This window comes from Gemmiger sp., assembly GCF_057431175.1.
This window is the reverse complement of sequence record NZ_DBMDDV010000010.1, coordinates 14,571-38,885: the sequence shown is the minus strand read 5'-3', so window position 1 is coordinate 38,885 and position 24,315 is coordinate 14,571. Positions and strand designations below refer to the sequence as shown.

Genomic DNA, 24,315 nt, shown 5'->3' with positions numbered 1-24,315 from the left:
GTTCTTTCTTTTGCTGCCAAAAGAAAGAACAACCTTCCGGGAGACTGCCGCTCCCTGCGGCTTTACACAAATTTTACACAACATTTACTTTCCTGTGGTGGTGTAGTCTGCACGCATACATTATAATAGAAGGCGGTATAGTGTAAACAAAATAAGAGAATGGATGTGTAACACCGGATGACCATTTTTAATGTGTTCACCCTGATGGGCGGCATTGCCATGTTCCTGTATGGCATGGACCTGATGGGGAAAGCGCTGGAGCAGACCGCCGGCAGCAAATTACAGGGTATCCTGTCCACCATGACCAGCAGCCCCATCCGCGGCTTGCTGCTCGGCATGGCCGTCACCGCCGTGATCCAGTCCAGCGGTGCCACCACCGTTATGGCCGTTGGTTTCGTCAACTCCGGTTTGATGGAACTGCATCAGGCCATCAGCGTCATTATGGGCGCGAATGTCGGCACCACCGTCACCGGCTGGCTGCTGTCGCTGTCCGGCCTCGAGGGCGACAACTTCATCACCCAGATGATGAACCCCAATGCCTGGAGTCCGATCCTCGGCTTTATCGGCATCTGGATGTATATGATCGGCAAGGACCGCAAGCGCGGCGTCGGTAAAATCCTGCTGGGCTTCGCCATTTTGATGGCCGGCATGAACACGATGTCCGGCGCTATGTCCCCCCTGGCGGATGAGCCGTGGTTCATGGACCTGTTCCTCAGCTTCAAAAATCCCATCCTCGGCGTTATCGCGGGCGCAGTGCTGACGGCTGTTTTGCAGTCCTCGTCGGCCTCCGTCGGTATCTTGCAGGCGTTGACCAGCACCGGCGCCGTCACCTACTCCGCCGCCGTGCCCATCATCATGGGCCAGAACATCGGCACCACCGTCACAGCGCTGATTTCCTCCGCCGGTGCCAACAAAAACGCCAAGCGCACCGCCTTTGTCCATCTCTATTTTAACGTTATCGGCACGATTCTCTTTCTGTGCGGGTTCTACGGGCTGAACGCGCTGATCCAATTCTCTTTCTTTAACGAGACCGCCAACACCTTCGGCATTGCCATCGTTCACACGGTTTTCAACGTGGTAACGACCGCTATTTTGCTGCCCTTCAACCGCCTGCTGGAAAAGCTGGCCATCCTGACCGTGCCCGACTCCCCCGCCGACAAAAAGCAGGAGAACACCCTGCTGGACGAGCGTCTGCTCACCACCCCCTCTGTGGCTGTTGGCCGCGCCATGCTGACCGGCAGCGATATGGCGGAAATCTGCCGCACCGCGCTTTTGCAGGCCATGTCCACCACCCGCATCTGGAACGACGCCATTGCGGATGAAGTCCTGCGCAAAGAGGACGCTGTTGACCATTATGAGGACGTGCTGGGCACCTACCTTGTCAAGCTGAGCGCCAAGCATCTTTCGGGCGAGGATAACCGCACCATCAACACGCTGCTGCACACCATCGGCGATTTTGAGCGTGTGTCCGACCACGCCGTGAACATCATCAAAACGGCCGAGGAGATCCGCACGAAAAGCATCAAATTCAGCGAGGAAGCCCTCAACGATTTGTCCGTTCTTGAAGCCGCCGTGCAGGATATCGTCAACCGCACGGTGGACGCATTCCAGAAGGGCGACACCTACGCCGCCGGCAAGATCGAGCCGCTGGAGCAGGTCGTGGACGGCCTGGTGCGCGAGGTCAAGACCCGCCACATTGCCCGTTTGCAGGCCGGTGTCTGCACCATCGAGTACGGCTTTGTGCTGGATGATCTGCTGACGAACTACGAGCGCATCGCCGACCACTGCTCGAACATTGCGGTCGCGATGATCGAGGTTGCGGCGGACAAGTTCGACACCCACGAGTATCTTGCCAACGTCAAGCACGGCGGCAGCGTAAAATTTGAGCAGCGCTACGAGAAATACCGTGGCCGCTACACCTTCCCGCCGGAGGCATATTCCGAGCCTGCGGAGAATCAGGCCGAAGGCTGAAAGCCTTTCCCCGAGGGGGAAGCCTTTTTGTAGGGGCGGGGCATGCCCCGCCCGCAACAGAAAAGCAGCCGCCCGTTATCGGACGGCCACGCAAAGCCGCGGGCCGGGCATGCCCGGTCCCTACGTTTATAGTAAGGAGTATTTACTATGATCTATATCGTCGAGGACGATTCCAGCATCCGTGAGCTGGAGCAATACGCGCTGCAGTCCAACGGCTATGACGCCCGCGGCTGCGAGGACGCGGCCAGCTTTTGGGCTGCACTGCGCGATACCCGGCCCGAGCTGGTCATTCTGGACGTCATGCTGCCTGACGAGGACGGCTACCAGATTTTGACCAAGCTCCGCGCCAACACCGCCACGGCGTCCATCCCGGTCATTATGGTCACGGCCAAGACCAGCGAGATCGACGTCGTCAAGGGGCTGGACCACGGCGCGGACGACTACCTGTGCAAGCCCTTCGGCATCATGGAGTTCATCTCCCGCGTCAAGGCTGTGCTGCGCCGCGCGGGGGCGGCCGCCCCCGCGCCCGCTGCATCGACGCTGCATTTTGGCGAAATCGTACTGGACGACATGGCCCGCACGGTCCGCGTCGGCGGTGCGCCGGTAGAGCTGACCTTTAAAGAATATGCGCTGCTGCATCTGTTTTTGGAGCACCCGGAGGAAGTCCTGGCCCGTGAACGCATCATGAAGGACGTCTGGGACACCGATGATCTGCTGGAATCCCGCACCATCGATATGCACGTGCGCACGCTGCGCCAAAAGCTGGGCGCGGCGGGCGAGGCTATCCGCACCGTGCGCAAGGTGGGCTACAAGCTGAGCACGGAGGGCAGTGATGACTGACGAGCAGCGCCGCGAAAAACAGCCCCTGAGCATGACCCGCCGCTATCGGCGCGGCCTGATCCTGACCGGCGTGCTCTGCGTACTGGCCATGCTGGCGGCGGCCACCGTTCTGTTCCAACGCAGCTACACCGACCGCGTGGACGACTACCTGGCCCAGCTGGGCGGCAGCTACGCCGCTGCCTACAAGGCCCAGCCCACCCACGACGCCAAAACGCTGGTCAGCCTGCTGCCGAAACCAGGCGTTGATGCGCCGCGCTTTACGCTTATCGGCGGCGACGGCACCGTGCTGTTTGACAGCCAGACCTCGGCCCTTGTCTACGATGCCGCAAACACCGTGTACGCCGTCATGGACTCCCACCTGCCCAGCCACGCCGACCGGCCGGAGTTCCAGCAGGCCATGGCCGACGGCACCGCCAGCGTCACCCGTGAGAGTGAGACTGTGCGCCGGGAGACCCACTACTACGCCGTGCGCATCGACACGCCCGACGGTGCGCAGGTGCTGCGCGTGGGCGAGGATATTGCCAACATCTGGGGCCTGAGCACCGACACCCTGCCGCTGCTCTGCGCGGCCATGGTTCTGATTTTGGCCGCTGCAACGCTGTTCAGCTGGTGGCTGACCCGCCGCATGGTGCAGCCTATCAACCACCTGGCCGAGCACCTGGACACCATCGAGGCCGATGTGCCCTATCAGGAGCTTATCCCCCTGGCACGGACCATCCAGACCGACCGCAAGCTGCGGGAGGACAACGAGACGATGCGCCGGGAGTTTACCGCCAATGTCAGCCATGAGCTGAAAACCCCGCTGACGAGCATTTCCGGCTATGCCGAGCTGATCGAAACCGGCATGGCAAAGCCCGCCGACGTGCCGACGTTCGCCGCGCGCATCCACAAGGAAGCACAGCGGATGATCGCGCTGGTCAGCGATATTTTGCAGCTGAGCGAGCTGGACAGCACCCAGGCCAGCCACAGCCGTGAGACCGTGACCGAGTTTGCCCCGGTGGATCTGGCCGCGCTGGTCAAGGAGACGGCCCAGAACATGACGGTGAACGCCCGCCGGGCCTATGTAACGCTGCAATACGACGTCAAGCCCGCCACCGTGCGCGGCAGCCGCGACCAGTTGAGCGAGCTTGCGCAGAATTTGTGCGACAATGCCATCCGCTACAACCGCCCGGGCGGCCATGTGGAGCTGCGCTGCGGCGTTGGCAATGACGGCTGCCCCTATTTTGAGGTCGAGGACAACGGCATCGGCATCCCCCAGGACAGCCAGACCCGCGTGTTTGAGCGGTTCTACCGCGTGGACAAGAGCCGTTCCAAAGCCACCGGCGGCACGGGCTTGGGGTTGGCGATCGTCAAGCACATTGCCCTGCTGCATGATGCGAAGATAGACCTGCAAAGCCAGGTCGGGACCGGCACGACGATACGGGTGACCTTCCCGAAGGGGTAAGGCTGCCATAAAGGCTGGATCGCAAAAGCCCCTATCCCCTTAACACCCCCACCACCGGGACGGCCCCCAGCCGTTCCGGTTTTTTCTTTCTCATTCCCCAAAATTTCCCCACCCATCTTGCATTTTGCCCATGTGCGTATTAAAATAACTTTATATAGTATTTTATTACAGGAAAGGACGCGAACCCATGAAACACAACAGCAAGTTCCTAAGTCTGCTGCTGGCGCTGGTGCTCTGCTTCACCGCACTGCCCATCTCGGCTTTCGCCGTCACCCCCCCCCAATGAATTTTTGAGCGGGGGCAGCGGCACGCAGGACGACCCCTGGCTTATCAGTACCGCCGCCGATTTAAAGGCGCTGGCGGATTACATCAATAGCGGCAAAGCTATCGACTGTGATGCCGATGCCAATGTTTGCGGCGGTATCGGCAACTTCCACGGGTACTACTTTAAGCAGACTGCAGATATTGATTTGCAGGGCGCAGCCTGGGACCCTATCGGGTATAGTGATGAATCCAAATTTTACTTTTCCGGTCACTACGACGGTGGCAATCATGTAATTCGCAATGCCGTTTCCTCCGGCATAACGGACAACGGTTATACACTTGCCGGTATTTTTGGCAGTGTGTGTGTTGGTTCTATCAGCAACCTACATATAGAGAAAGTTGAATTTTCTGCGGTAGGTGATAATGACCAAGCCTTTGCCGGTGGTCTTGCCGGTTTCGTTCTTGATTCTGAAATCGCCAACTGCTCTGTTTCTGGCTCCAAACTAAGCAGCAGCCGTGCCCCTAGCAACAGTAACCGTGCTGGCGGATTGGTCGGCCTTTCCTCTGTCGGCAAATTTACCAAATGTGCTTCCGTAAACAATCAAATTCAGTCTTCTGAATACTGTGGCGGTTTTATCGGTGAACTGGATGATAGCTATGCTAACGGTTCTTCTTCCTTTACCGATTGCTATGTAGCCAATTCCACCGTTACTGCTTCTTCTTCCAACGTACAGAATAGTAACTGTGTCGGCGGCTTCTGCGGTCAAGTTACTGAGGAGATTCTCTCTCTTACGAATTGCTTTATCTATAACACCCAAGTTTCTATCGCAGCTGACAGTCAGTACAACTTTAACAGAGTTGGCGCTTTTGTTGGTTGCTTGCAAACGAATGGTTCGGATTACACCGCAAAAATTTTCACCACCAACTGTTACCAGGGCAACGTTACTGTTACCCCTGGCAGATACAATACGCTAACAGAAGATACTTCCACCGAAAAGACCGCGGAAGAATTCGCCAACGGCACAGTTGCAAACCGGCTGGGCGAGGCTTTCACGAACGGCAACGGTTTCCCCATTCTGGGTTCCAGCCCCGCCGATTATACCGCAGTCGACGCCGCTCTTGCCGAGGCCAACGAGCTTGACCGCACGCTGTACACCGACCTTTCTGCCGTGGATACCGCCGTTGCCAATGTCGTGCGCGGGTATGGCATTGCCCGCCAGAGCGAGGTTGATGCCATGGCACAGGCCATCCGGGATGCGGTGAAAAACCTGGTGCTGAAAGGCGCGGACTACACCGCCGTGGACGCCGCCATCACCAAGGCCAACGCCCTGAACAAGGACGATTACACCAATTTTGCGGCGGTGCAGGCGGCCATTGATGCCGTTGACCGCACGAAGGATATTACCCAGCAAAGCGAAGTGGACACCATGGCCGCCGACATCCAGCGTGCCCTTGCCGCGTTGGAGAAGAAGCCCGCGCCGACGGCAGCCCCCACAGCGGTGCCTACCGCGGCCCCCACCCAGGCCCCGCAGGAGAGCACCGCCCCGGCTGCGACCCAGGCCCCCACGCCTGCACCGACTACGGCTCCCACCGCTGCGCCCACAGCCACCCCTGCCCCGCAGGCGGTAAGCGCGATTCCCGCTACCGGGGATGGCGCGAATATTGCCCTGCTGTGGGTGATGCTGGTAGTGAGCGGCGGCGCGGCCCTGTGGATCGGGCGCAAGAAAGGGTAACGTTCCCGAAAAATCCATAGAGTTGTAGGGGCCGGACATGTCCGGCCCGCAACAGAAAGGTAAAATCGCGCCTGCGGGAAAGCCGCGGGCCGGGCATGCCCGGCCCCTACCGCGCAACCGCCACAAAAAAATCCGCTGCTCCCCCGGCATGGGGAAGCAGCGGATTTTCTATTGTGTATTTTACGCCAGCACAAATGTCTGCAATGCCCAGATACCCAGAACCAGGATGCCCAGGGCGATGCGGTACCAGCCGAAGATCGTGAAGGTATGCTTCTTGACGTAATCCATCAGGAAGCGGATTGCCATGATGGACACGACAAACGCCACGATGCAGCCCACCAGCAGGGCACCGACCTCGGCAACGGTGAACACGCCGCCGCCCACCAGGAACTTGACGAGCTTGAGGCCCGACGCACCCGCCATGACCGGGATTGCCAGGAAGAAGGTGAACTGCGACGCGCAGGCGCGGCTCATGCCGCAGAGCAGGCCGCCAATGATGGTCGCGCCGCTGCGGGACGTGCCGGGGATGAGCGCCAGCACCTGCCATGCGCCGATGATGATCGCCTGCTTGTAGGTGATGCGGCTCAATTTGGTGGTGGCGGGCACACGGGGGCGGCGCTCGATGAGGATAAACGCGATGCCGTAGACGATGAGCATGACCGCCACGACGACGCTGTTGTAAAAATGCGCGTCCATCCAGTCGTCCAGCAGCAGGCCCAGCACGGCAGCGGGCAGGCAGGCAACAATGATTTTCAGCCACAGGCGCAGCACAGGCCAGCGGATGTGCTTTGCCAGGCCGGAATCACAGCCGTTGTCGCCGCAGAACGGCCACAGTTTTTTAAAATACAGCACCACGACCGCCATGATCGCGCCCAGCTGGATGACGACGCGGAACATCTCCATAAATTCCGCGCTCAGGCTGAACTTGAGCACCTGCTCGGCCAAAATCATGTGGCCGGTGCTGGAGATGGGCAGCCATTCGGTAATGCCCTCGATCACGCCGTAGACGACCGAGCGCAGTAGGTCCAAAAACAATTCCATAAGTGGGAAGCCTCCTTATTTGCTACCTACTATCATACCATAAAACAAGAAAATGGGAACATTTTTTTGAGATTTTACATCTTTTTTACTGTAAATGGGCGCGGTGGGTTGCTGTTTTCGTCAAATGCAACTATAATAAGAGTGATTTCTTGTGCAAAGAGGTTTTGGAAAATGTATAAAACCGTACTGTTTGATTTGGACGGCACACTTTTGAATACCATCGACGATCTGGCCGACTCGGCCAACCGGGTCTGCGCGGCCCACGGCTGGCCCCAGCACACGGCGGCCGAATACTGCTACTTTGTGGGCAACGGCATCCCCAAGCTGGTGGAGCGGTTCAGCCCCGCCGACTGCCGCAGCCCGGCCCAGCTGGCCGCCACGCTGGCCGAGTTTGACAAAGTATACGGCGCGCATATGCACGACAAGACCGCGCCCTACCCCGGCATACCGACACTGCTGGCCCGGCTGAAAGCCGCCGGGGTGCGGATGGCCGTGTTCTCCAACAAAGCGGACGAGTTTGCCCGCGCGGTGGTAGCCCGGTATTTTGACGCCAGCCTGTTTGAAATCGTGCGCGGTGCCCTGCCCGACGTACCGACAAAGCCCGCCCCCGAGGGCACGCGGGCGCTGATGGCGGCGCTTGGCGTAAAGCCTGATGGCGGCGTGCTGTATGTGGGTGACAGCAATGTGGACGTGGAGACCGCCCACAATGCAGGTCTGCCCTGCTGCGGCGTGCTGTGGGGGTTCCGGACCCGCGAGGAGCTGACCGAAGCCGGGGCAGAGTACCTGGCCGAGGACGCCGCCGCCCTGGAAAAGGTGATTTTGGGGTGAGGGTGCCCGGGAGGGATGAATCCCTCCCCTACGGATTGACCGTAAAAGGGATTTGTCGGTAAGTTGCGGGCCGGGCATGCCCGGCCCCTACAGGGTGGCCGGAAGGTTTACGGCAAGGATTGTAGGGGGGCGGCGTCCTCGACGCCCCGCAGGGGAGCAGCCTTTCCCGTGTCACATGTAGGGCGGCCAGCCCTCTGGCCGCCGTGGCCGTTTGCGGCGGCGGGAAGTACCCAGTAGGGACTGCCGTTCCCCCTCCCGCATCTCGACAAACATTTTACAAAGGAGCTGTTATTATGATTGCACAGCACTATAAAGATATGCTGGGGGCCAAGTCGGTTATCCGCCAAATTTCTGAGTGGAGCACCGCGCGGGGCAAGGAAATCGGCTACGAGAATGTCTTTGACTATTCGCTGGGGAATCCGTCTGTCCCCTGCCCGCCGCAGTTCACCGAGACCTGCGAAGACCTGCTGAAAAACACCGACCTGGTCCAGCTGCATGGCTACACGCCGACGCTGACGCTGCCCTCGACCCGGAAGGCCGTGGCCGAGAGCCTGAACAGCCGCTTTGGCATGGACTACACCGCTGACCATATCTTTATGACCACCGGCGCGGCGGGTGCGCTGGCCCACGCCCTGCGCTGCGTGGCTGTGCCCGGGCAGAACATCGTGACCTTTGCCCCCTTCTTTCCCGAGTACAAGCCCTATGTCGAGGGCGCGGGCCTGTCGCTGCGGGTCACACCGCCCCGGTGCGCGGATTTCCAGATCGACTTTGATGCCTTTGCCGGGCTGGTGGACGAAAACACCGCCGCCGTGCTCATCAACAGCCCCAACAACCCCAGCGGCACCGCGTACAGCGAGGCGACCCTGCGGCAGCTGGCGGACTTTTTGACCGAGGCGTCCGCCAAGTACGGCCACCACATCTTCCTGCTGTCCGACGAGCCGTACCGCGAGATCGCGTTCGGCGGCGCCGCCACGCCCTACCCTGCCAAATTCTACGATGATACGCTGACCTGCTACTCCTTCTCCAAGAGCTTGAGCATCCCGGGCGAGCGCATGGGCTATGTGGCCGCCAACCCCCGGTGCGAGGGGGCCAAGTACATCGTGCCGATGTGCGGCCAAATTTCCCGCGGGATCGGCCACAACTGCCCTTCGTCCCTCATCCAGATGGCCGTGGAGCGCTGCCTGGACGTGACCAGCGACCTGTCCGTGTATGAGACAAACATGAACCTGATCTACGACGAGTTGAAAGCCCTGGGCTTCACGGTCGTAAAGCCCGATGGTACGTTCTATATCTTCCCGAAAGCGCTGGAGGACGACGCGAAGGTGTTCTGCCAGAAGGCGCTGCAATATGACCTGGCACTGGTCCCCGGCGACAGCTTTGGCTGCCCGGGCTACTTCCGCATGGCGTACTGCATCGAAACCGAGAAGGTTCGCCGCAGCTTTGCCGCGCTGGAAAAATTCGTCGCCGAGGAGTACGGCGTCACCAAACACTAAGGAGCATTTATGTCGATTTTACGCCGTATTCTTCCGCTTTTGCTGGTTGTCACCCTGCTGTGCAGCTGTGTAGAAATGCCCAACGCCGCACCGGACCCCACCCCTGTGCCCACGGCACAGCCCACCACCACGCCGGAAAGCACCCCCGCCCCCACCGCCACGCCGGAGCCGACGATGGTGCCCGCCATGGCCTCCGCCACGAACAACGCCACCAAGGACGCCCCCGACGTGAAGGACCCCGCAACCTGGGATGACAACGCCGCCGAGACGCTGGCGAGCCTGGTGGAGCAGTTCGGCCGCTGGGGCCTGACGCTGGACGCCAAGGCCGATTACCCCTATCTGCTGGCGGTCAACCGTGAGGCGGGCGTCGTCACGGTCTACACCGTGGATGCCGCCACCGGCCAGTACGCCGCGCCCTACATGGCCATGGTGTGCAGCGCGGGCAACGACACCCCCACCGGGTACTACGCCACGCCGGTCAGTTACAGCTGGCGGCTGCTGATGGGCCCGAGCTACGGCCAGTACGCCACCCGCATTTACGACGGCTACCTGTTCCACAGCGTGCCGTATTACAGCCAGCACAAGGACGACGTGGAGTACGACGAGTTCAACAAGCTGGGCACCGTCGCCAGCCTGGGCTGCATCCGGCTGGCCGTGGTGGACGTGAAGTGGATCTATGACAACTGCCCGCTGGGCACGCCGGTCGTGATTTATAACGACAAGGACCCCGGCCCGATGGGCAAGCCCGGCACGATCTACACCGACCCCGACGACGAGGACAAGCGCGGCTGGGACCCCACCGATCCCGACCCGGTCAACCCCTGGGACGATAGCTTCGAGAGCGGCACAGCCATCCGCAGCCAGGCCGCCTGGGACCAGTGGGAGAACGAGCACGAGAATTGGATGTCCAGTTTGACGCCCACCGATTTGCAAGGCTGGAGCACGGATTCCAAGATTGAGGGAACGAGAGGGTAAAAAGGAGAAGCCGCACCGTAGGGGCCGGACATGTCCGGCCCTCAACATAAAATCAGACGGTCGTCTGCGGGGAGGCTGCGGGCCGGGCATGCCCGGCCCCTACAAGCCGACCAACAAAAAAGCGCCTGCTTTCTCACGAAAGCAGGTGCTTTTTTGTGGTACTTTTAGCTGAACATCACCACATCCTGGGCGGGCTTTTCGCCCGGCTCCACGGTGACTGCGGTCAGGACCGGGCCGGTGGAATCCGGGGTCTGGCCTTTGTAGATGGGATGATACTTAACGTTGACCTTGGCGGTAATGTTGATCCAGCTGCGCTGTTCGAGCTTTTTGTAGTCGTCGTACTTGCAGGGCATACCCACAAACTGGATATCCTGCACGCAGCAGGTCATGGCGAAACGGCCGGGCACGAACGCGCCCTTGCCGGCCTGCGGGGTCTGGCAGACCTGGGCCAGATATTTTACCGTCTTGCCGTCGTATTTCTTCGGGTCATCCATGCAGTCCATGTACCAGACGCCGAAGAACTCCTCGGGGATTTCGATGACCGGGGCGTCAATATCAAAGGGCAGCGGGTCGGGGATGTCGTCGTAGGCAACGCTGCCGTCCTTGAACTCGTAGGCGATATCGCAGCGGCGGCTGGCCTGGCGTACCAGTTTGTGGATAAGCTGGCGGCTCTCGTCGTCGTTGACGGCCTCGGCACGGTTGACGACCAACAGTTCACTGCCGCGAATCTTGTCCAACAGCAGGCTGCGCATGGCGCTGTCGCCCGCGTAGGTCTTGATGGTCGTGCCGTCGGCAGTCGCCAGGCACTGGTAGACGAGCCAGTTGTCCGGCATGGCGTCGTACAATTCCTGCACGAGCCACATACCATTGTACTCGATGATGACGCGGCCGCAGCCGGATTTCTTTTCCAGGGCGGTCAGGTTCTCCTGGGTCAGCTCGCTCTTGTCCTCGATCTGGGCAACGTGTACGCCGCCGAAAGCGAACTTGGAGGGGTCGTACTCGACCTCACCTTCCTCGCAGACCAGCAGCAGGGTCTTGTCGCCGGAGTCGAAGTTGGGGTCCTCCATCGTTTCCTGGATGAATTTCGTCTTGCCGCTTTCCAGCTGGCCGACAAAGAGGTAGACAGGGATTTGTTTAGGCATAGGGGTGTCCTTTCGGGAGAAATATTCGTAGGGGAGGGATTTATCCCTCCCGAGCCGTGCGCCACAACTGCGGCGCTCCATCGCAGCCGAGTTGTAGGGGCCGCATATATGCGGCCCGCGCGTGTACGGCAGACGGTCGTTTGCGGCAAAGCTGCGGGCGGCATATATGCCGCCCCTACCCGGTGGTATAAGGCAAAGGGGCATTATCCGCCGGGCCTGCGGGAGGGATGAATCCCTCCCCCTGCAACATCAAACGTGGAACAACTCCGCGATCTCGTGCTCTTTCAGCTCGGAGCCGATGACGCAGAGCTTGCCAGTGACGTCGGGGCCGCAGGTGCGGATCTCATGCTCGCCGGGGACCATGTCGAACTCGTACCAGGTGTCGCCGCCGTCCACGATGCCCTTGGCGCGCAGGATCATGCCGTAAGCGCCCTCGTCCAGGGCGTGCAGGGCCTTGTCCAGGTCCTCACGGCTGTACTTGTGGGCCGTCTCCTTGCCCCAGCTCGTGAACACCTCGTCGGCGTCGTGGTCATGGTGGTGGTGATGATGCCCGCAGGAGCAGACACCGTGCTCGTCGTAGTGGTGCTCATGATGATGCTCGTGCTCATGCTCGTCCTCATCGTCGTCATGGTGGTGATGGCAGCACTCGTGGTCATGCTCATCCTCATCATGGTCGTGATGGCAGCACTCGTGGTCATGCTCATCATCGTCGTCATCATCGTCATGATGGTGATGGTGGCAGCATTCGTGCTCGTCGTGGTCATCCTCATCATGGTGATGGTGGTGATGATGCTCGTGTTCGTCCTCGTCCGCGTGGGCCACGTTGGCAGCGCGAGCCTCGGTCAGCAGCTCGGCGACCAGGTCGCGCTTGCCGTCCATGACGGAGACGATCTGTGCGCCGGTCAAGGCGGTCCAGTCGGTGGTCACGATGGTGGCGGTGGGGTTCTTCTCGGCCAGCAGGGCGACGGCGGCAGCGATCTTCTCCTCGCTGGCGTTGCCGGTGCGGCTCAGGATGATGCAGGACGCATGGCTGACCTGGTCGTCGTAGAACTCGCCAAAGTTTTTCATATACATTTTGACCTTGTTCACGTCGGCGACGGTGACAAAGCTGTTCAGGATGACCGGCAGGCTCTCGGCCACGCCCTCCACAGCGCGGGTAACGTCGGACAATTTACCAACACCCGACGGCTCGATGAGGATGCGGTCGGGGTGGTAGGTCTCGACGACCTTTTTCAGCGCCTCGCGGAAGTCGCCGACCAGGCTGCAGCAGATGCAGCCGGAGTTCAGCTCGTTGACCTGGATGCCGGCCTCACGCATGAAGCCGCCGTCGATGCCGATCTCGCCGAACTCGTTCTCGATCAGGACGATCTTCTCGCCTGCGAACGCCTCTTTGATGAGCTTTTTGATAAGGGTAGTCTTGCCGGCACCGAGGAAGCCGGAGAAAATGTCGATTTTGGTTTTGTTTTCTGCCATAGTTGGGTACCTCTATTCAAGATGTGTTCAAATGTTCAGATAGTTGGCAATCTATTACACTAACTGCTAATACTATTATAACAAACGCGTCAAGGGGTTTTGCGCCTTTTTGCGCCGTAATTTTTGAACTTTTTGCAAAATTTATTGGATTACTGCCTCCCTGTAGGGGCCGGACAGTCCGGCCCGCGGCACACCGGAAACTGCGCGCTTATGGGAAGGCTGAGGGCCGGGCATGCCCGGCCCCTACAACTCTATAAAAATTCCTATTTATTATTTCCCCAAAAAGTGGTATGATATACCTAACCCACATTTATATACAAAAAGGAGCGATCCATTTTGACTACCAATGAAAAAATCGCCGCGCTGCGTGCTGCTGCCAAGGCCGCGGGCGCAAACGGCGTGCTCATCATGACCAGCGATCCCCATTGCAGCGAGTATCTGCCCGGCTACTACAATGCACTGCCGTGGTTTTCCGGCTTTATCGGCGAGAACTCGACCCTTGTTGTGACCCTGAGCGGCAGCGCCCTGTGGTGTGATGGCCGCTTCTACGTCCAGGCCGACATGCAGCTGGCAGGCAGTGAGATTGAATGTATGCACGCCGGTTCCGCCGGGGTGCCCACCGTGGCGGAATACCTCGAGAACCACTTTGGCGCGGGTGACACCCTGCTGCTGGACGGCAGCTGCGTACCCGCCACGATTGCCAAAGAGTACATCGACGCCTTGGCCAAGAAGGGTGCCTCCCTCAAGAGCCAGGACGTGGCAAGCCCGATCTGGGACGCCACCGGCGAGCGCCCGGCCCTGCCCGACACCCCCTGCGAGCTGCTGACCCCCGCCCAGACCGGGGCCACCGCCGCGGACCGCATCGCCATGGTCCGCGCCGAGCTGCAAAAGGCCGGGGCCACCGCTCTGGCTGTCACCGGCCTGGACTGTGTGGGCTGGCTGCTGAACCTGCGTGCCCGCGACCTGCCCTGCACCCCGCTGGCCGTCGCCTACGCGCTGGTCACGATGGACGCCTGCACGCTGTTTATTGCGCCGGGCCGCCTGTCTGACGCCGACGCCGCCACGCTGGCCGAGAGCGGCGTAGCGCTGCGCGGCTACAATGAACTCATCGACGCCGTCCACGCCCTGCCCGCCGAGGAAGTGTTCCTGGTGGACGAGAAGGCCACCAACTACGCCCTGTACGAGGCCTTGACCGCCCACAAGACCGTGGCCGGTGCCGACCCGATCTTTGCCCTGAAGGGCATCAAGAACGAGGTCGAGCTGAAGAACATCCGCGAGTGCCACATCCGCGACGGCATTGCGGTCGTGCGGTTCCAGATGGATCTGGAAAAAGCCCTGGCCGAGGGCAAGACCCTGACCGAGATCGACATTGACACGATGCTGCAAAAGCGCCGTGCCGAGATGCCCGGCTACTTTGAGGACAGCTTCTCCACCATTGCGGCCTACGGTACCAACGCCGCCATGATGCACTACCACGCCGAGGGCGACGTGAACAGCGTCATCGAGCCGCGCGGTTTCCTGCTCGTCGATAACGGCGGCCAGTATGACTGCGGCACCACCGACATCACCCGCACCTACCCCGTCGGCCCGCTGACCGACAACGAGCGCCGCTACTACACCTGGGTGCTGCAGAGCCACATCGACATGGCCCGCGCGGTATTCCTGGACTACTGCACCGGCTTTGCGCTGGACACCTTTGCCCGCGGCCCGGTCTGGGCGCACAAAGTCAACTACCGCTGCGGCACCGGCCACGGCGTCGGCTTTATCTCCGGCGTACACGAAGGCCCCCAGAGTCTGCGCCCGAACAATCCCATCATCTTCAAACCCGGCATGACCATCACCGACGAGCCGGGCATCTACGAGACCGACGAGGTCGGCATCCGCATTGAGAACGAGCTGGAGTGCGTGGACCTGGGCGACAACCAGTACGGCCACTGGCTGGGCTTTGCGCCGCTGACACTGGTGCCCATCGCCACCGAGCCTGTGCTTGTGGACGAGCTGAGCCGCGACCAGATCAACTGGCTGAACGACTACCACGCCCACGTCTACGAGATGCTGAGCCCCCGCCTGCACGAGGACGAGAAGGTCTGGCTGAAGGAGAAGTGCGCACCGATCGGCCGTTGATTTTCGGGTTGCGCTTGACAAACCGCCCGCTTACGTGTATTATAGTAATAATTCTAAAATGTATAAAGGGGTGACTGTTTTATGAAGCACATCCAGACTCTCGAGACCCGCGACATGGCTAAGAGCCTGCTGAACGGTGGCTGTGGCGAGTGCCAGACCTCCTGCCAGAGCGCCTGCAAGACCAGCTGCGGCATTGCCAACCAGCCTTGCGAGAAGACCGACAAGTAATTTTTGCTGGCTTTGATGCCGGGGTGCCGCATGGCAGCCCGGCATTTTCTATGATATAATGCGGCGGGGCGTCGGGGACGCCGCCCCTACAACTACAAAAACGGAGAACACCATGATCCATCAATACAAACTCAGCGGCTACAATATCGTGCTGGATGTGTACAGCGGCAGCGTACACGCGGTGGACGATGTAGCCTATGACGCCATCGCCCTGATCGACCAGGGCAGCAGCCGGGAGCAGGCCGCCGCCGCCCTTGCCAAAAAATACGCAGGCCGCGCCGACGTGACCGAGAGTGACATCAACGACGTGCTGGACGATATCGACGAGCTGACCGCCGCGGGCCAGCTGTTTGCGCCCGACGCCTACGCCGACCACGCCTTTGACTTCAAAAACCGCTCCAACGTCGTCAAGGCGCTCTGCCTGCACGTTGCGCACACCTGCAACCTGAATTGCAGCTACTGCTTTGCCGCGCAGGGCAAGTTCCACGGCGAGGCCGGCCTGATGAGCTTTGAGACCGGCAAGCGTGCGCTGGACTTCCTCGTCGAGCATTCCGGCACCCGCCGCAACCTCGAGGTTGACTTCTTCGGCGGCGAACCGCTGATGAACTTCGAGGTCTGCAAACAGCTGGTCGCCTACGCCCGCAGCATCGAAAAGGAGCACAACAAGAACTTCCGCTTCACGATGACCACCAACGGCATCGGTATCACCGATGAAGTCATCGACTGGTGCAATAAAGAATGTCACAACGTTGTTTTGTCGCTGGACGGCCGCAAGGAAGTCAACGACCGTTTCCGCGTGGACCTGGCGGGCAACGGCAGCTATGACCGCATCGTGCCCAAGTTCCAGAAGCTGGTCAAGGCACGCGGCGGCCAGGGCTACTATATGCGCGGCACCTTTACGCATCACAACGTGGATTTCACGAAAGACCTGTTCCACATGGCTGACGATCTCGGCTTTACGGAGCTGTCCATGGAGCCGGTCGTGGCCCCGCCGGATTCCCCCGAGGCCCTGACCGAAGAGGATCTGCCCAAGCTGTTTGACCAGTACGAGCTGCTGGCCAACGATATGCTGCGCCGCCAGAAAGCGGGCAAGCCCATCACGTTCTACCATTATATTCTGGACCTGAAGCACGGGCCCTGCATTTACAAGCGCATTTCGGGCTGCGGTTCCGGCACCGAGTACATGGCCGTGACCCCCTGGGGCGACCTGTACCCCTGCCACCAGTTCGTCGGCGACCCGAACTACAAGCTGGGCAACGTCTGGGACGGCGTGACCAACACCGCCCTGCGCGACGAGTTCAAGCTGTGCAACGTCTACGCCCGCCCCGACTGCAAGGACTGCTGGGCACGCCTGTACTGCGCGGGCGGCTGCGCGGCCAACGCCCTGCACGCCACCGGCGACATCCACGGCACCTACGAGTACGGCTGCAAGGTGTTCCGCAAGCGGATGGAGTGCGCCCTGATGATGCAGGTCGCCCAGCGTCTGGACCCCGAGCTGGCGAGGAACGCCGTCAAGTTCGAGAGTGACTGCGACGGATGCGGCGAGGGCAACGACGGGGCGTGTGAGAAATAACGTAAAAATTCAATAGTACAGCGTAGGGGCGGGGCTCTGCTCCGCCCGGGGAACCGTCCGCAGCCGCGAACGGACACGGGCGGAGTAGAACCCCGCCCCTACTGGCATTATGAGGAAAATACCATGCCCTACGATTTTACCACCATTTACGACCGCCACGGCAAAGATGCACTCGCTGTGGAGGGCCTGGGCAAACCCGGCTTTGCGCCGCCCGCACCCAAAAACGGCTTTTCTGCTATCCCCATGTGGGTGGCCGACATGAACTTTGCCACCGTACCCACCATCCCCGCCGCTATCATTGCGCGCGCGTCCCACCCGCTGTACGGCTATTTCCTGACGCCGGACGCCTACTATGACGCCATCATCGGCTGGCAGCGCGACCGCAACGGCGTCGAGGGGCTGACCAAGGACGCCATCGGTTACGAAAACGGTGTGCTGGGCGGCGTGGCGTCGGCGCTGGGGTGCCTGGCCGCCCCCGGCGACGCGGTGCTGCTGCACAGCCCCACCTACATCGGCTTCACTCACACGCTGGAGGATAACGGCTACCGCATCGTACACAGCCCGCTGGTGCAGGACGAGAACGGCACCTGGCGAATGGACTACGCCGACATGGACCGCAAATGCAAAGAAAACCACATCCATGCGGCGATTTTCTGCTCGCCCCACAACCCCTGCGGCCGCGTGTGGGAGCGGTGGGAAATTGAAAAAGCCATGGACGTCTACCGCGAAAACGGCGTGACCGTCATCTCCGACGAGATCTGGTCCGATATCATCCTGGGCGGCCACAAGCACATCCCCACCCAGTCCGTCAGCGAGGATGCCCGCCAGCGCACGATCGCGCTGTACGCCCCCAGCAAGACCTTCAACCTGGCCGGGCTGATCGGAAGCTACCACATCATATACAACAAAACGCTGCGGGACCGTGTGGCCGCCCGCAGCGAAAAAACACATTATAACGAGATGAATGTCCTGTCCATGCACGCACTGCTGGGAGCCTACACCCCCGAGGGCCGCGCCTGGGTGGACGAGCTGTGCGCCGTGCTGACCGAGAACGTAGACTACGCCTGCCGGTACATTGCCGAGCATTTCCCGGGTGTGCGCGTGGCCAAGCCCGAAGGGACATACCTGCTGTTTTTGGACTGCACCGACTGGTGCGCCGCCCACGGCAAGACCATCGACGAGGTGGAACAGGCCGGCTGGGACGTCGGTGTGGCCTGGCAGGACGGCCGTATGTTCCACGGCCCCTGCGCTATCCGTGTGAATCTGGCCCTGCCGAAATCGCTGGTGGTTGAGGCGTTTGAACGGTTGGATAAGTACGTGTTTAACGCATAACACGCAGCTCCATTTTCCCGCTGCCGCCGATATGCTTCAGCCGCGTCCCTGCCGCCTCCAATTCACGGCAGGCCGCCAAAAATTCCGGCGTCACTTCCTCGCCGGGGGCCAGCAAGGGCACACCGGGCGGGTAGGCCCAGATATACTCCGCTGCCGTCTCGCCTGCGGCATCGGCCAGCGGCACGGTATGGGCCGGGCGCAGCAGCGCTTCGGCGATCGTGCACCGCGCCGCGCCCGGGGGCGGCAAAATGTGTGCCGCCGGGGCAGGCGGCACGGCCTGTTCCTCCCAGGCGTGCAGCACAGCGGCCAGCCGATCCAGGGCGTTTTCCTCGTCGCAGGGGCTGGTCATGGCCAGTACATTGGGGCCGCAGACCATCTCCGGCTCAAAGCCGTCAGCCCGCAGGTATGCCGCGCCCTCTGTGCCGATCTGCAATAAAATTTTACCGCTGTCATGTGCAAAAAAGCATGGATGCGCGTCCAACGCGTCCCTGCCGAAGCACATGACTTTTGTTTTTTGCAGGTCTTTTACAGCGGCGTCAAAGCGGTCCAGCCGGGCACGCCAGGCCGCAAAGGCCGCGCTGCCCTCCTCGGCCAGCCACCGCGTGCAGCCGTCTAAACTCGCCATCAGCGGGTAGCTGGGCGAACTTGTCTCGAACACGTCCAGCTGGCGCTCCACCTCGGCGGGGTCGGCCAAATCGCCGTTCAGCTGCAAAAACGCGGTCTGGGTCAGGCTGGGCAGCGTCTTGTGGGCGCTCTGCACGACCAGGTCAGCCCCCGCCGCCACCGCGCCGCCCTGCCAGCCGTACTGCGCAGCAAAGGGCAGATAGTGTGCACCGTGGGCCTCGTCCACCAGCAGCGTTACGCCGCGGGCGTGGCAAATTTCCGCGATGGATCGCACATCCGAGAGCACGCCCTCGTAGGTCGGGCTGGTCAGGATGACGCATTTTGCGCCCGGCTCCGCGTCCAGCGCGGCGGCCACATCGGCGGGGCGCACGCTGCCGTAGACGCCGAACTGCGGGTCTGCCGGCGGCGTCAGATAATGGACCGTCAGATGGCCCAGCTCGATGGCGTGGTAGACGGCCTTGTGGCAGTTGCGGGCCGCGATGACCGTGCTGCCAAAGGGTGCCAGCGCGCGAATGCCCGCCAGCAGGCCGACAGTGGAGCCGCCCACCAGATACCAGCACCGCCGCGCGCCGTACAGCGCCGCCGTGCGGGCCATGGCGTCAGCCAGAATGCCGTCAGCGTCGTGCAGGTCGTCCGCGCCGTCGATCTCGGTCAGATCCCAGGCATAGCAGTCCAACCCCGGCGCAGGCCGCACCCGCCGCTTATGCCCCGGCATATGCAGCGGATAGCGGGCAACGGAGAGAGCTTGTAATTGTTGTTGGAGCGTTGATTTTACAGTCATAGGTTACCTTCCAACAGAAAAGCCTTCCCCCAAGTGGGGGAAGGTGCCCGAGGCCCCGCCCGAGGGCGGATGAGGGATGACTGTGCCGTGCCCGCCCTTTTGCGGCTGGCAGCGGCAGACTCTCCCCTCATCAGCCGCCTGCGGGCGGCAGCTTCTCCCCCAAGGGGAGAAGCCTTTGGGGTTACGAAATCTCAATTTCCGCCTTGCTGCCCGCCCGGGTCTTGGTCACATGGATCTGGCGGGTCAGGCGGTCTTGCAGGGCTTCGACGTGGGAGATGACGCCGATGAGCTTATCGCCCCCGGCCAAACCGGCCAACGTATCCACGGCCTTTTCCAAGCTGTCAGAGTCCAGCGAGCCGAAGCCCTCGTCGATGAACAGCGTCTCGATGACAACGCCGCCTGCGTTCTGCTGGATCGTGTCGCTGATACCCAATGCCAGGCTCAGCGCGGCCATAAAGCTCTCACCGCCGGACAGGCTCCCCACCGGGCGGGTCTTGCCGGTGTAGGCGTCGAACACGTCCAGATCCAGCGCGGTCTTGCCGCCCACGGCCTCGCTCTTGCGGCGCAGCAGACGGTACTGACCGTCGGTCATGCGGGTAAAACGCAGGTTTGCGGCCTCGACCACGCCGTCAAAATAGAACGCCTGGACGTACTGTTCAAAGGGCAGTTTGATTTTACCGGCCAAGTTTCCGTTGATGGTTTTGGACAGGTTATCCCACATGGCACGCTTTTCGCGGGCGACGGCGCTCTCCCTCATCGCCTTTTGCAGCGCGTCGATGGCGGCGCGGTTCGTGTGCAGGCGGTGTACGGCGGCATCCCGGGCCTCCATGGCGGCGGCGCGGTCGCGGCGCAGCCGGGCCAGCGCATCCTGCAGCTGGGTCAGCGCATCGGGGTTGTCCCGCTTGGGCATCGTCTCGCGCATCTGCTGCACCCGGGCGGTGGCGGCGGCGTGGCCCGCCTTGGCGTTGGCGGCGCGGCGGTTGGCCGCAAAGCTCTGTTTTTCCAGATCGGCCAGCTGGCGGTTCAAAATTTCCGCCTGCTTCGCCAGATTTTTGGCGCGGTCGGTCTTTTGCTTCAGCTTCAGGTGGTCGGCCTGCAGGCCGCGCAGTCCATCGGCCAAACTCTTTTGCTGGGCCGTCAGGGCGTCGCGCAGCTCGTCGGCGGTCAGTTCGGCGGCGGGCTTGCCGGTGTAGCGGTCTCCGCGGCGAGCGAAAAATCCATCTACATCCCGCTGCAAAGCGGTCTGCAGTTCGTTGGCGTGGGCCGCGGCGTCACCGGCCGTGCGGCTGGCGGCGGCAGTGCTGCGGCGCTGGGCCGTCAGTTCTTTCTCGCGCTCCTCCAGCTGTTTTTCGGTGATATGATCCTTCGGCAGCGCCGCGATTTTGGGGTGCCGGGTCGAGCCGCAGACCGGGCAGGGCTTGCCGTTTTTCAAGTCCTTGGCCAGCAGACCCGCGCGGTTGGCGTTTACTTGACGCTGCATCGTGCTGTATTCTTCCTCAGCGGCATCCAGCGCAGCCTGGGCGGCCACGTACTCCGCCTGGCGGGCAGCGGCGTCATGCTGGGCTTTCTCGGCGTCGGCCTCGTTTTGCAGCAGCCGCTTACAGTCGGCGGAAAGTCCTTCCGCCAGCTCAATGCGGTGGTCGGTCTTGAGCAGGTCAGCCTCGGCCTGGCTCAAGGCCGCGCGGTCGGCCTCGTTTTTGGCGATGTTTTCTTTTAAACTTGCCGTGCGCTTCTCCAAGTCGGTCATGACCAGGTCAGTCTGGTGCTCCACATCGGCGGCGCGTTGTTCTTCGGCCACCAGCCCCGCCAGCTGGCGGCGGCGGGCGGCGCGTTCCTCGGCGATTTTCAGCCCGGCGTCGCCCCGGGCGATCTTCTCGTCCAGGTCCTTCATGACGTTGGTCTGGCGTTTTTCGTTGGCATCGTCGGCTTCCAGCAAAATTTTCCCCAGTTCGGCGGCCGCACCGGCGGTGAAGGGATCCCGCTCGGCCTGCATTTCCCGCAGATCCTCGGCGGTCTCTTCGTCGGCGCCATCGCCCAGCAGTGTGCCCATGTGCATCAAAAGTACATCGTCCAGCCGCTTGCATTCCTCGTCCGCCTTGCGGGCATGGTCCACGGCGGCCTGGCCCACACGCTGATAATCCGCCGTATCAAAAATGCGGCGCAGGATGGCCGCACGCTCGGCGGACGGCGCGTTGAGCAGCCTGGTAAAGTCGTTCTGTGCCAGCATCGACACCTGGGCAAACTGTTTGGCGTCGATGCCCAGCAGCTTGACGACGGCGTCGGTCACAGCGGATGCGCCGCTGACCGGCTCGTCCGGCTCGCGGATGAGCTCGGCCTTGGCGGGCACCTTGACCATGCCGCTGCCGCGCTTGGCCGTGCGCTGCTGGTCGGGCCAGCGACGCACCGTGTAAGTACGGCCCCGGTGGGTGAAGGTAAGCTCCACAGAGGTCTCTGCATCGGGCGCAGCGAAATCACTGCGCAGCATCGTTGTTTTTCTGTTCTCTCCCGATGTTTCGCCGTACAGGGCAAACGTAATGGCGTCGAATAGGGCGGTCTTGCCCGCGCCGGTGTCGCCGCCGATCAGAAACAGTCCGTTGCCGCCGAACACCGAGAAATCCAGCTCGGTGCGGCCCGCGTAGGGGCCGAAGGCGGTCAAGATCAACTTCTGGGGTTTCATTCGATTTTTGACGCCTCCTCGCGCAGTTTTTTCACAGCCAGCACTTCCTCGGTCGTCAGCGGGCGACCGTTCATCTTTGTGAAAAAGTCCTGGAACAGCTCGGCAAAGGGCTTGCCGCGCACGGCCTTGGTCATATCGGCGGGCAGCGCGGCCGCGCCCTGGGGCTGGTAGTCCAGCCGCATTGCGTTGGGGTAGGCGGCGCGCAGCTGGGCCATGGCGTCCGGCAGCGGCGTCGGGTCGGTCAGGGTCGCCCAGATGTAATCCTCGGTGTCGGTGGGGTGCTCAACGAGCTTTGCCAGCGGGCCGGTCAGGTGGCGCATGGCGCGGCGCGGCGTCAGGGGCAGCGGCTCGATCTTTTCCACGCCGCGCTTGCCGATGCGCACGAGGGTGACGGATTTCTGGGCCCCGCACTCGTCCAGGTGGTAGCACAGCGGCGAGCCCGCGTACCGCACGGCATCGATGCCGACGCGCTGGGCGCGGTGGATGTGGCCGAGCGCCGCATAGCAGAAGCCCGCAAACCGCGCTGCATCGATGGAATCCACCGTGCCGACGGTCAGGGGCGCGGTCTCGCTGCCGGAGAGCTGCGGCGGGCACACGTCGGAGACGACCATCTGGTGCGCCACCAGCACCCGGCGCGGGGCAGCAGGCTCGCAGACGGCCAGCGCTGCGCCGACGGCAGAGTCGTAGTCGGTGATATCGGCATCGGGCAGGTAGTGGCGCACCGTGGCGGCCCGCACAAAGGGCAGCAATGTAAATTCAATGGCACCGTGGCGGTCGTGCAGCACGACCTGGCGCGGCGCACCGGTGAAACGCCCGGCGATGTAGACGCCCTGTTCGGCCAGCAGGCCGCTGGCGAAGTCAAGGCGTTCGGCGCTGTCGTGGTTGCCAGAGACCGCCAGCACCGGAATTTTGCGGGTGGCGAGCTGGGTCAAGAACCAGTCCAGCAGCGTGCAGGCGGCGGCGGGCGGCACCGGCGTGTCGTAGATATCGCCCGCCAGGACCACAGCCTCGGCGCCGTGTTTATCGCAGAGGGTCAGAATCTGGTCCAAAATGAACCGCTGATCCTCCAGCATATCAAACCCGTTGACCCGCTTGCCAAGGTGCAGGTCAGCCAAGTGTAGGAATTTCATGATATATCTCCAAATTTTGCATTTGCCGTGCGGCTTTGCGGATATTGGGTGCTTGCCGGAATGTTCGGGGCCGGGCGTGCCCGGCCCCTACCCGGCAGCCTGCCGTTTGCAGGGGGGCGGCGTCTCCGACGCCCCGGCGCTTTACCGCCACAGCTTTTCCCAGGTGGTGATATCCAGCGTGGTGCCGGGCAAAACCTCCATGGGGGCGGTCTCGGCCTTGCGGAAGCGGCACTTTTTTGCAAAGCCCTCGGCCTTCAGGTCTCGGGCCCAGACTTTCATATACAGGCGGCTGCGGCCGTCGCCCTCGGCCAGCTTTTGGGCATAAGCCACGATGCTGCGGCCAATGCCCTGGCCGCGCGCCTTTTCCTTCAAGAACAGGCGGCTTAAACACATTGCGCCCGCGGGCCCCAGGTCCAGCGCAAAATAGCCCACCGGCTCGGTGCCGAGGTAGATCAGAAAATAGTTGATGACACCGCTGTGGATCTCGTCATCGGTCAGGATGTCGCTCTGGTATTTATCGGCCAGTGCGGCGGCGACCTTCGGCGTCAGCTTGGTATAGTGCTGGACGAAAATCTCCTGCGCCAGTTCGGCCACCAGCTCCACATAGCGGGTCTTGGTCACTTGCTTGAATGTTGGGTTCAT

The 24,315-nt window shown here is 61.7% G+C and carries 18 protein-coding genes; 11 read left to right on the top strand and 7 right to left on the bottom strand.

What is annotated here, in order from left to right:
• Positions 1–177 precede the first annotated feature (177 nt).
• The 4 genes from ACZO0A_RS05520 to ACZO0A_RS05505 all read left to right on the top strand — a co-directional run bounded on the left by ACZO0A_RS05520 (position 178) and on the right by ACZO0A_RS05505 (position 6,252).
• Positions 178–1,971, top strand: a complete 1,794-nt coding sequence (locus ACZO0A_RS05520; RefSeq protein WP_302376235.1) for a Na/Pi cotransporter family protein — start codon at positions 178–180, stop codon at positions 1,969–1,971.
• A gap of 147 nt (positions 1,972–2,118) precedes the next feature.
• Positions 2,119–2,811 (top strand): response regulator transcription factor, encoded by a 693-nt coding sequence (locus tag ACZO0A_RS05515; protein WP_215691609.1) that lies wholly within the window; start codon positions 2,119–2,121, stop codon positions 2,809–2,811.
• The gene (locus tag ACZO0A_RS05510) at positions 2,804–4,255 is read left to right on the top strand and encodes a sensor histidine kinase (protein ID WP_302376233.1); all 1,452 of its coding nucleotides are present in this window, start codon (positions 2,804–2,806) and stop codon (positions 4,253–4,255) included. The genes ACZO0A_RS05515 and ACZO0A_RS05510 overlap by 8 nt, the downstream gene beginning before the upstream one ends.
• 290 nt (positions 4,256–4,545) lie before the next feature.
• Complete coding sequence (locus tag ACZO0A_RS05505; protein ID WP_302376231.1) at positions 4,546–6,252, top strand: LPXTG cell wall anchor domain-containing protein; 1,707 nt, start codon at positions 4,546–4,548, stop codon at positions 6,250–6,252.
• A 180-nt stretch (positions 6,253–6,432) separates the two neighbouring features.
• On the opposite strand, the gene ACZO0A_RS05500 is transcribed toward ACZO0A_RS05505, so the two are convergent.
• The gene (locus ACZO0A_RS05500) at positions 6,433–7,293 is read right to left on the bottom strand and encodes an undecaprenyl-diphosphate phosphatase (RefSeq protein WP_302376230.1); all 861 of its coding nucleotides are present in this window, start codon (positions 7,291–7,293) and stop codon (positions 6,433–6,435) included.
• Between the two features lie 171 nt (positions 7,294–7,464).
• Between ACZO0A_RS05500 and ACZO0A_RS05495 the strand changes: the two genes are divergently transcribed.
• The 3 genes from ACZO0A_RS05495 to ACZO0A_RS05485 all read left to right on the top strand — a co-directional run bounded on the left by ACZO0A_RS05495 (position 7,465) and on the right by ACZO0A_RS05485 (position 10,589).
• Positions 7,465–8,121, top strand: a complete 657-nt coding sequence (locus ACZO0A_RS05495; RefSeq protein WP_215691612.1) for an HAD family hydrolase — start codon at positions 7,465–7,467, stop codon at positions 8,119–8,121.
• 293 nt (positions 8,122–8,414) lie between these two features.
• Positions 8,415–9,614, top strand: coding sequence for a pyridoxal phosphate-dependent aminotransferase (locus ACZO0A_RS05490; RefSeq protein WP_486846142.1), 1,200 nt, complete (start codon positions 8,415–8,417; stop codon positions 9,612–9,614).
• Between the two features lie 9 nt (positions 9,615–9,623).
• Positions 9,624–10,589: a L,D-transpeptidase gene (locus ACZO0A_RS05485; RefSeq protein ID WP_302376226.1), complete on the top strand. Its 966-nt coding sequence runs from the start codon at positions 9,624–9,626 to the stop codon at positions 10,587–10,589.
• A 164-nt stretch (positions 10,590–10,753) separates the two neighbouring features.
• On the opposite strand, the gene ACZO0A_RS05480 is transcribed toward ACZO0A_RS05485, so the two are convergent.
• Positions 10,754–11,731 carry a TIGR03943 family putative permease subunit gene (locus tag ACZO0A_RS05480; protein WP_215691615.1) on the bottom strand — a complete coding sequence of 326 codons (978 nt, stop codon included), beginning with the start codon at positions 11,729–11,731 and terminating at the stop codon, positions 10,754–10,756.
• A 249-nt stretch (positions 11,732–11,980) separates the two neighbouring features.
• Positions 11,981–13,204 carry a CobW family GTP-binding protein gene (locus tag ACZO0A_RS05475; protein ID WP_302376224.1) on the bottom strand — a complete coding sequence of 408 codons (1,224 nt, stop codon included), beginning with the start codon at positions 13,202–13,204 and terminating at the stop codon, positions 11,981–11,983.
• Positions 13,205–13,540: 336 nt separating this feature from the next.
• On the opposite strand from ACZO0A_RS05475, the gene ACZO0A_RS05470 reads away from it, so the two are divergent.
• The 4 genes from ACZO0A_RS05470 (at position 13,541) to ACZO0A_RS05455 (ending at position 18,461) form a co-directional block, all read left to right on the top strand.
• A complete protein-coding gene (locus tag ACZO0A_RS05470; protein ID WP_302376223.1) occupies positions 13,541–15,328 on the top strand; it encodes an aminopeptidase family protein P in 1,788 nt (595 codons plus the stop codon).
• Positions 15,329–15,409: 81 nt separating this feature from the next.
• Positions 15,410–15,556: a six-cysteine ranthipeptide SCIFF gene (gene scfA, locus ACZO0A_RS05465; protein WP_078784854.1), complete on the top strand. Its 147-nt coding sequence runs from the start codon at positions 15,410–15,412 to the stop codon at positions 15,554–15,556.
• A gap of 112 nt (positions 15,557–15,668) precedes the next feature.
• A complete protein-coding gene (gene scfB, locus ACZO0A_RS05460; protein ID WP_302376221.1) occupies positions 15,669–17,129 on the top strand; it encodes a thioether cross-link-forming SCIFF peptide maturase in 1,461 nt (486 codons plus the stop codon).
• Positions 17,130–17,252: 123 nt separating this feature from the next.
• Positions 17,253–18,461: a MalY/PatB family protein gene (locus ACZO0A_RS05455; protein WP_302376219.1), complete on the top strand. Its 1,209-nt coding sequence runs from the start codon at positions 17,253–17,255 to the stop codon at positions 18,459–18,461.
• Here ACZO0A_RS05455 and ACZO0A_RS05450 read toward each other — a convergent pair.
• From ACZO0A_RS05450 to ACZO0A_RS05435, 4 genes are all read right to left on the bottom strand, one after another.
• Positions 18,451–19,866 (bottom strand): aminotransferase class I/II-fold pyridoxal phosphate-dependent enzyme, encoded by a 1,416-nt coding sequence (locus ACZO0A_RS05450; RefSeq protein ID WP_486846141.1) that lies wholly within the window; start codon positions 19,864–19,866, stop codon positions 18,451–18,453. The genes ACZO0A_RS05455 and ACZO0A_RS05450 overlap by 11 nt on opposite strands.
• A gap of 181 nt (positions 19,867–20,047) precedes the next feature.
• Entirely contained in the window at positions 20,048–22,543 is a 2,496-nt protein-coding gene (locus ACZO0A_RS05445) for an AAA family ATPase (RefSeq protein ID WP_291210661.1), read from the bottom strand.
• Complete coding sequence (locus ACZO0A_RS05440) at positions 22,540–23,673, bottom strand: exonuclease SbcCD subunit D (protein ID WP_302376215.1); 1,134 nt, start codon at positions 23,671–23,673, stop codon at positions 22,540–22,542. The genes ACZO0A_RS05445 and ACZO0A_RS05440 overlap by 4 nt, the downstream gene beginning before the upstream one ends.
• Positions 23,674–23,814: 141 nt before the next feature.
• Positions 23,815–24,315: a GNAT family N-acetyltransferase gene (locus tag ACZO0A_RS05435; RefSeq protein ID WP_215691622.1), complete on the bottom strand. Its 501-nt coding sequence runs from the start codon at positions 24,313–24,315 to the stop codon at positions 23,815–23,817.

What these genes read in the sequence shown, in the direction of transcription:
- ACZO0A_RS05520 (WP_302376235.1), top strand. Translation starts at nt 178, where the DNA reads ATGACCATTTTTAATGTGTTCACCCTGATGGGCGGCATTGCCATGTTC.
- ACZO0A_RS05515 (WP_215691609.1), top strand. Translation starts at nt 2,119, where the DNA reads ATGATCTATATCGTCGAGGACGATTCCAGCATCCGTGAGCTGGAGCAA.
- ACZO0A_RS05510 (WP_302376233.1), top strand. Translation starts at nt 2,804, where the DNA reads ATGACTGACGAGCAGCGCCGCGAAAAACAGCCCCTGAGCATGACCCGC.
- ACZO0A_RS05500 (WP_302376230.1), bottom strand. Translation starts at nt 7,293, where the DNA reads ATGGAATTGTTTTTGGACCTACTGCGCTCGGTCGTCTACGGCGTGATC.
- ACZO0A_RS05495 (WP_215691612.1), top strand. Translation starts at nt 7,465, where the DNA reads ATGTATAAAACCGTACTGTTTGATTTGGACGGCACACTTTTGAATACC.
- ACZO0A_RS05490 (WP_486846142.1), top strand. Translation starts at nt 8,415, where the DNA reads ATGATTGCACAGCACTATAAAGATATGCTGGGGGCCAAGTCGGTTATC.
- ACZO0A_RS05485 (WP_302376226.1), top strand. Translation starts at nt 9,624, where the DNA reads ATGTCGATTTTACGCCGTATTCTTCCGCTTTTGCTGGTTGTCACCCTG.
- ACZO0A_RS05480 (WP_215691615.1), bottom strand. Translation starts at nt 11,731, where the DNA reads ATGCCTAAACAAATCCCTGTCTACCTCTTTGTCGGCCAGCTGGAAAGC.
- ACZO0A_RS05475 (WP_302376224.1), bottom strand. Translation starts at nt 13,204, where the DNA reads ATGGCAGAAAACAAAACCAAAATCGACATTTTCTCCGGCTTCCTCGGT.
- scfA (WP_078784854.1), top strand. Translation starts at nt 15,410, where the DNA reads ATGAAGCACATCCAGACTCTCGAGACCCGCGACATGGCTAAGAGCCTG.
- scfB (WP_302376221.1), top strand. Translation starts at nt 15,669, where the DNA reads ATGATCCATCAATACAAACTCAGCGGCTACAATATCGTGCTGGATGTG.
- ACZO0A_RS05455 (WP_302376219.1), top strand. Translation starts at nt 17,253, where the DNA reads ATGCCCTACGATTTTACCACCATTTACGACCGCCACGGCAAAGATGCA.
- ACZO0A_RS05450 (WP_486846141.1), bottom strand. Translation starts at nt 19,866, where the DNA reads ATGACTGTAAAATCAACGCTCCAACAACAATTACAAGCTCTCTCCGTT.
- ACZO0A_RS05445 (WP_291210661.1), bottom strand. Translation starts at nt 22,543, where the DNA reads ATGAAACCCCAGAAGTTGATCTTGACCGCCTTCGGCCCCTACGCGGGC.
- ACZO0A_RS05440 (WP_302376215.1), bottom strand. Translation starts at nt 23,673, where the DNA reads ATGAAATTCCTACACTTGGCTGACCTGCACCTTGGCAAGCGGGTCAAC.
- ACZO0A_RS05435 (WP_215691622.1), bottom strand. Translation starts at nt 24,315, where the DNA reads ATGAACCCAACATTCAAGCAAGTGACCAAGACCCGCTATGTGGAGCTG.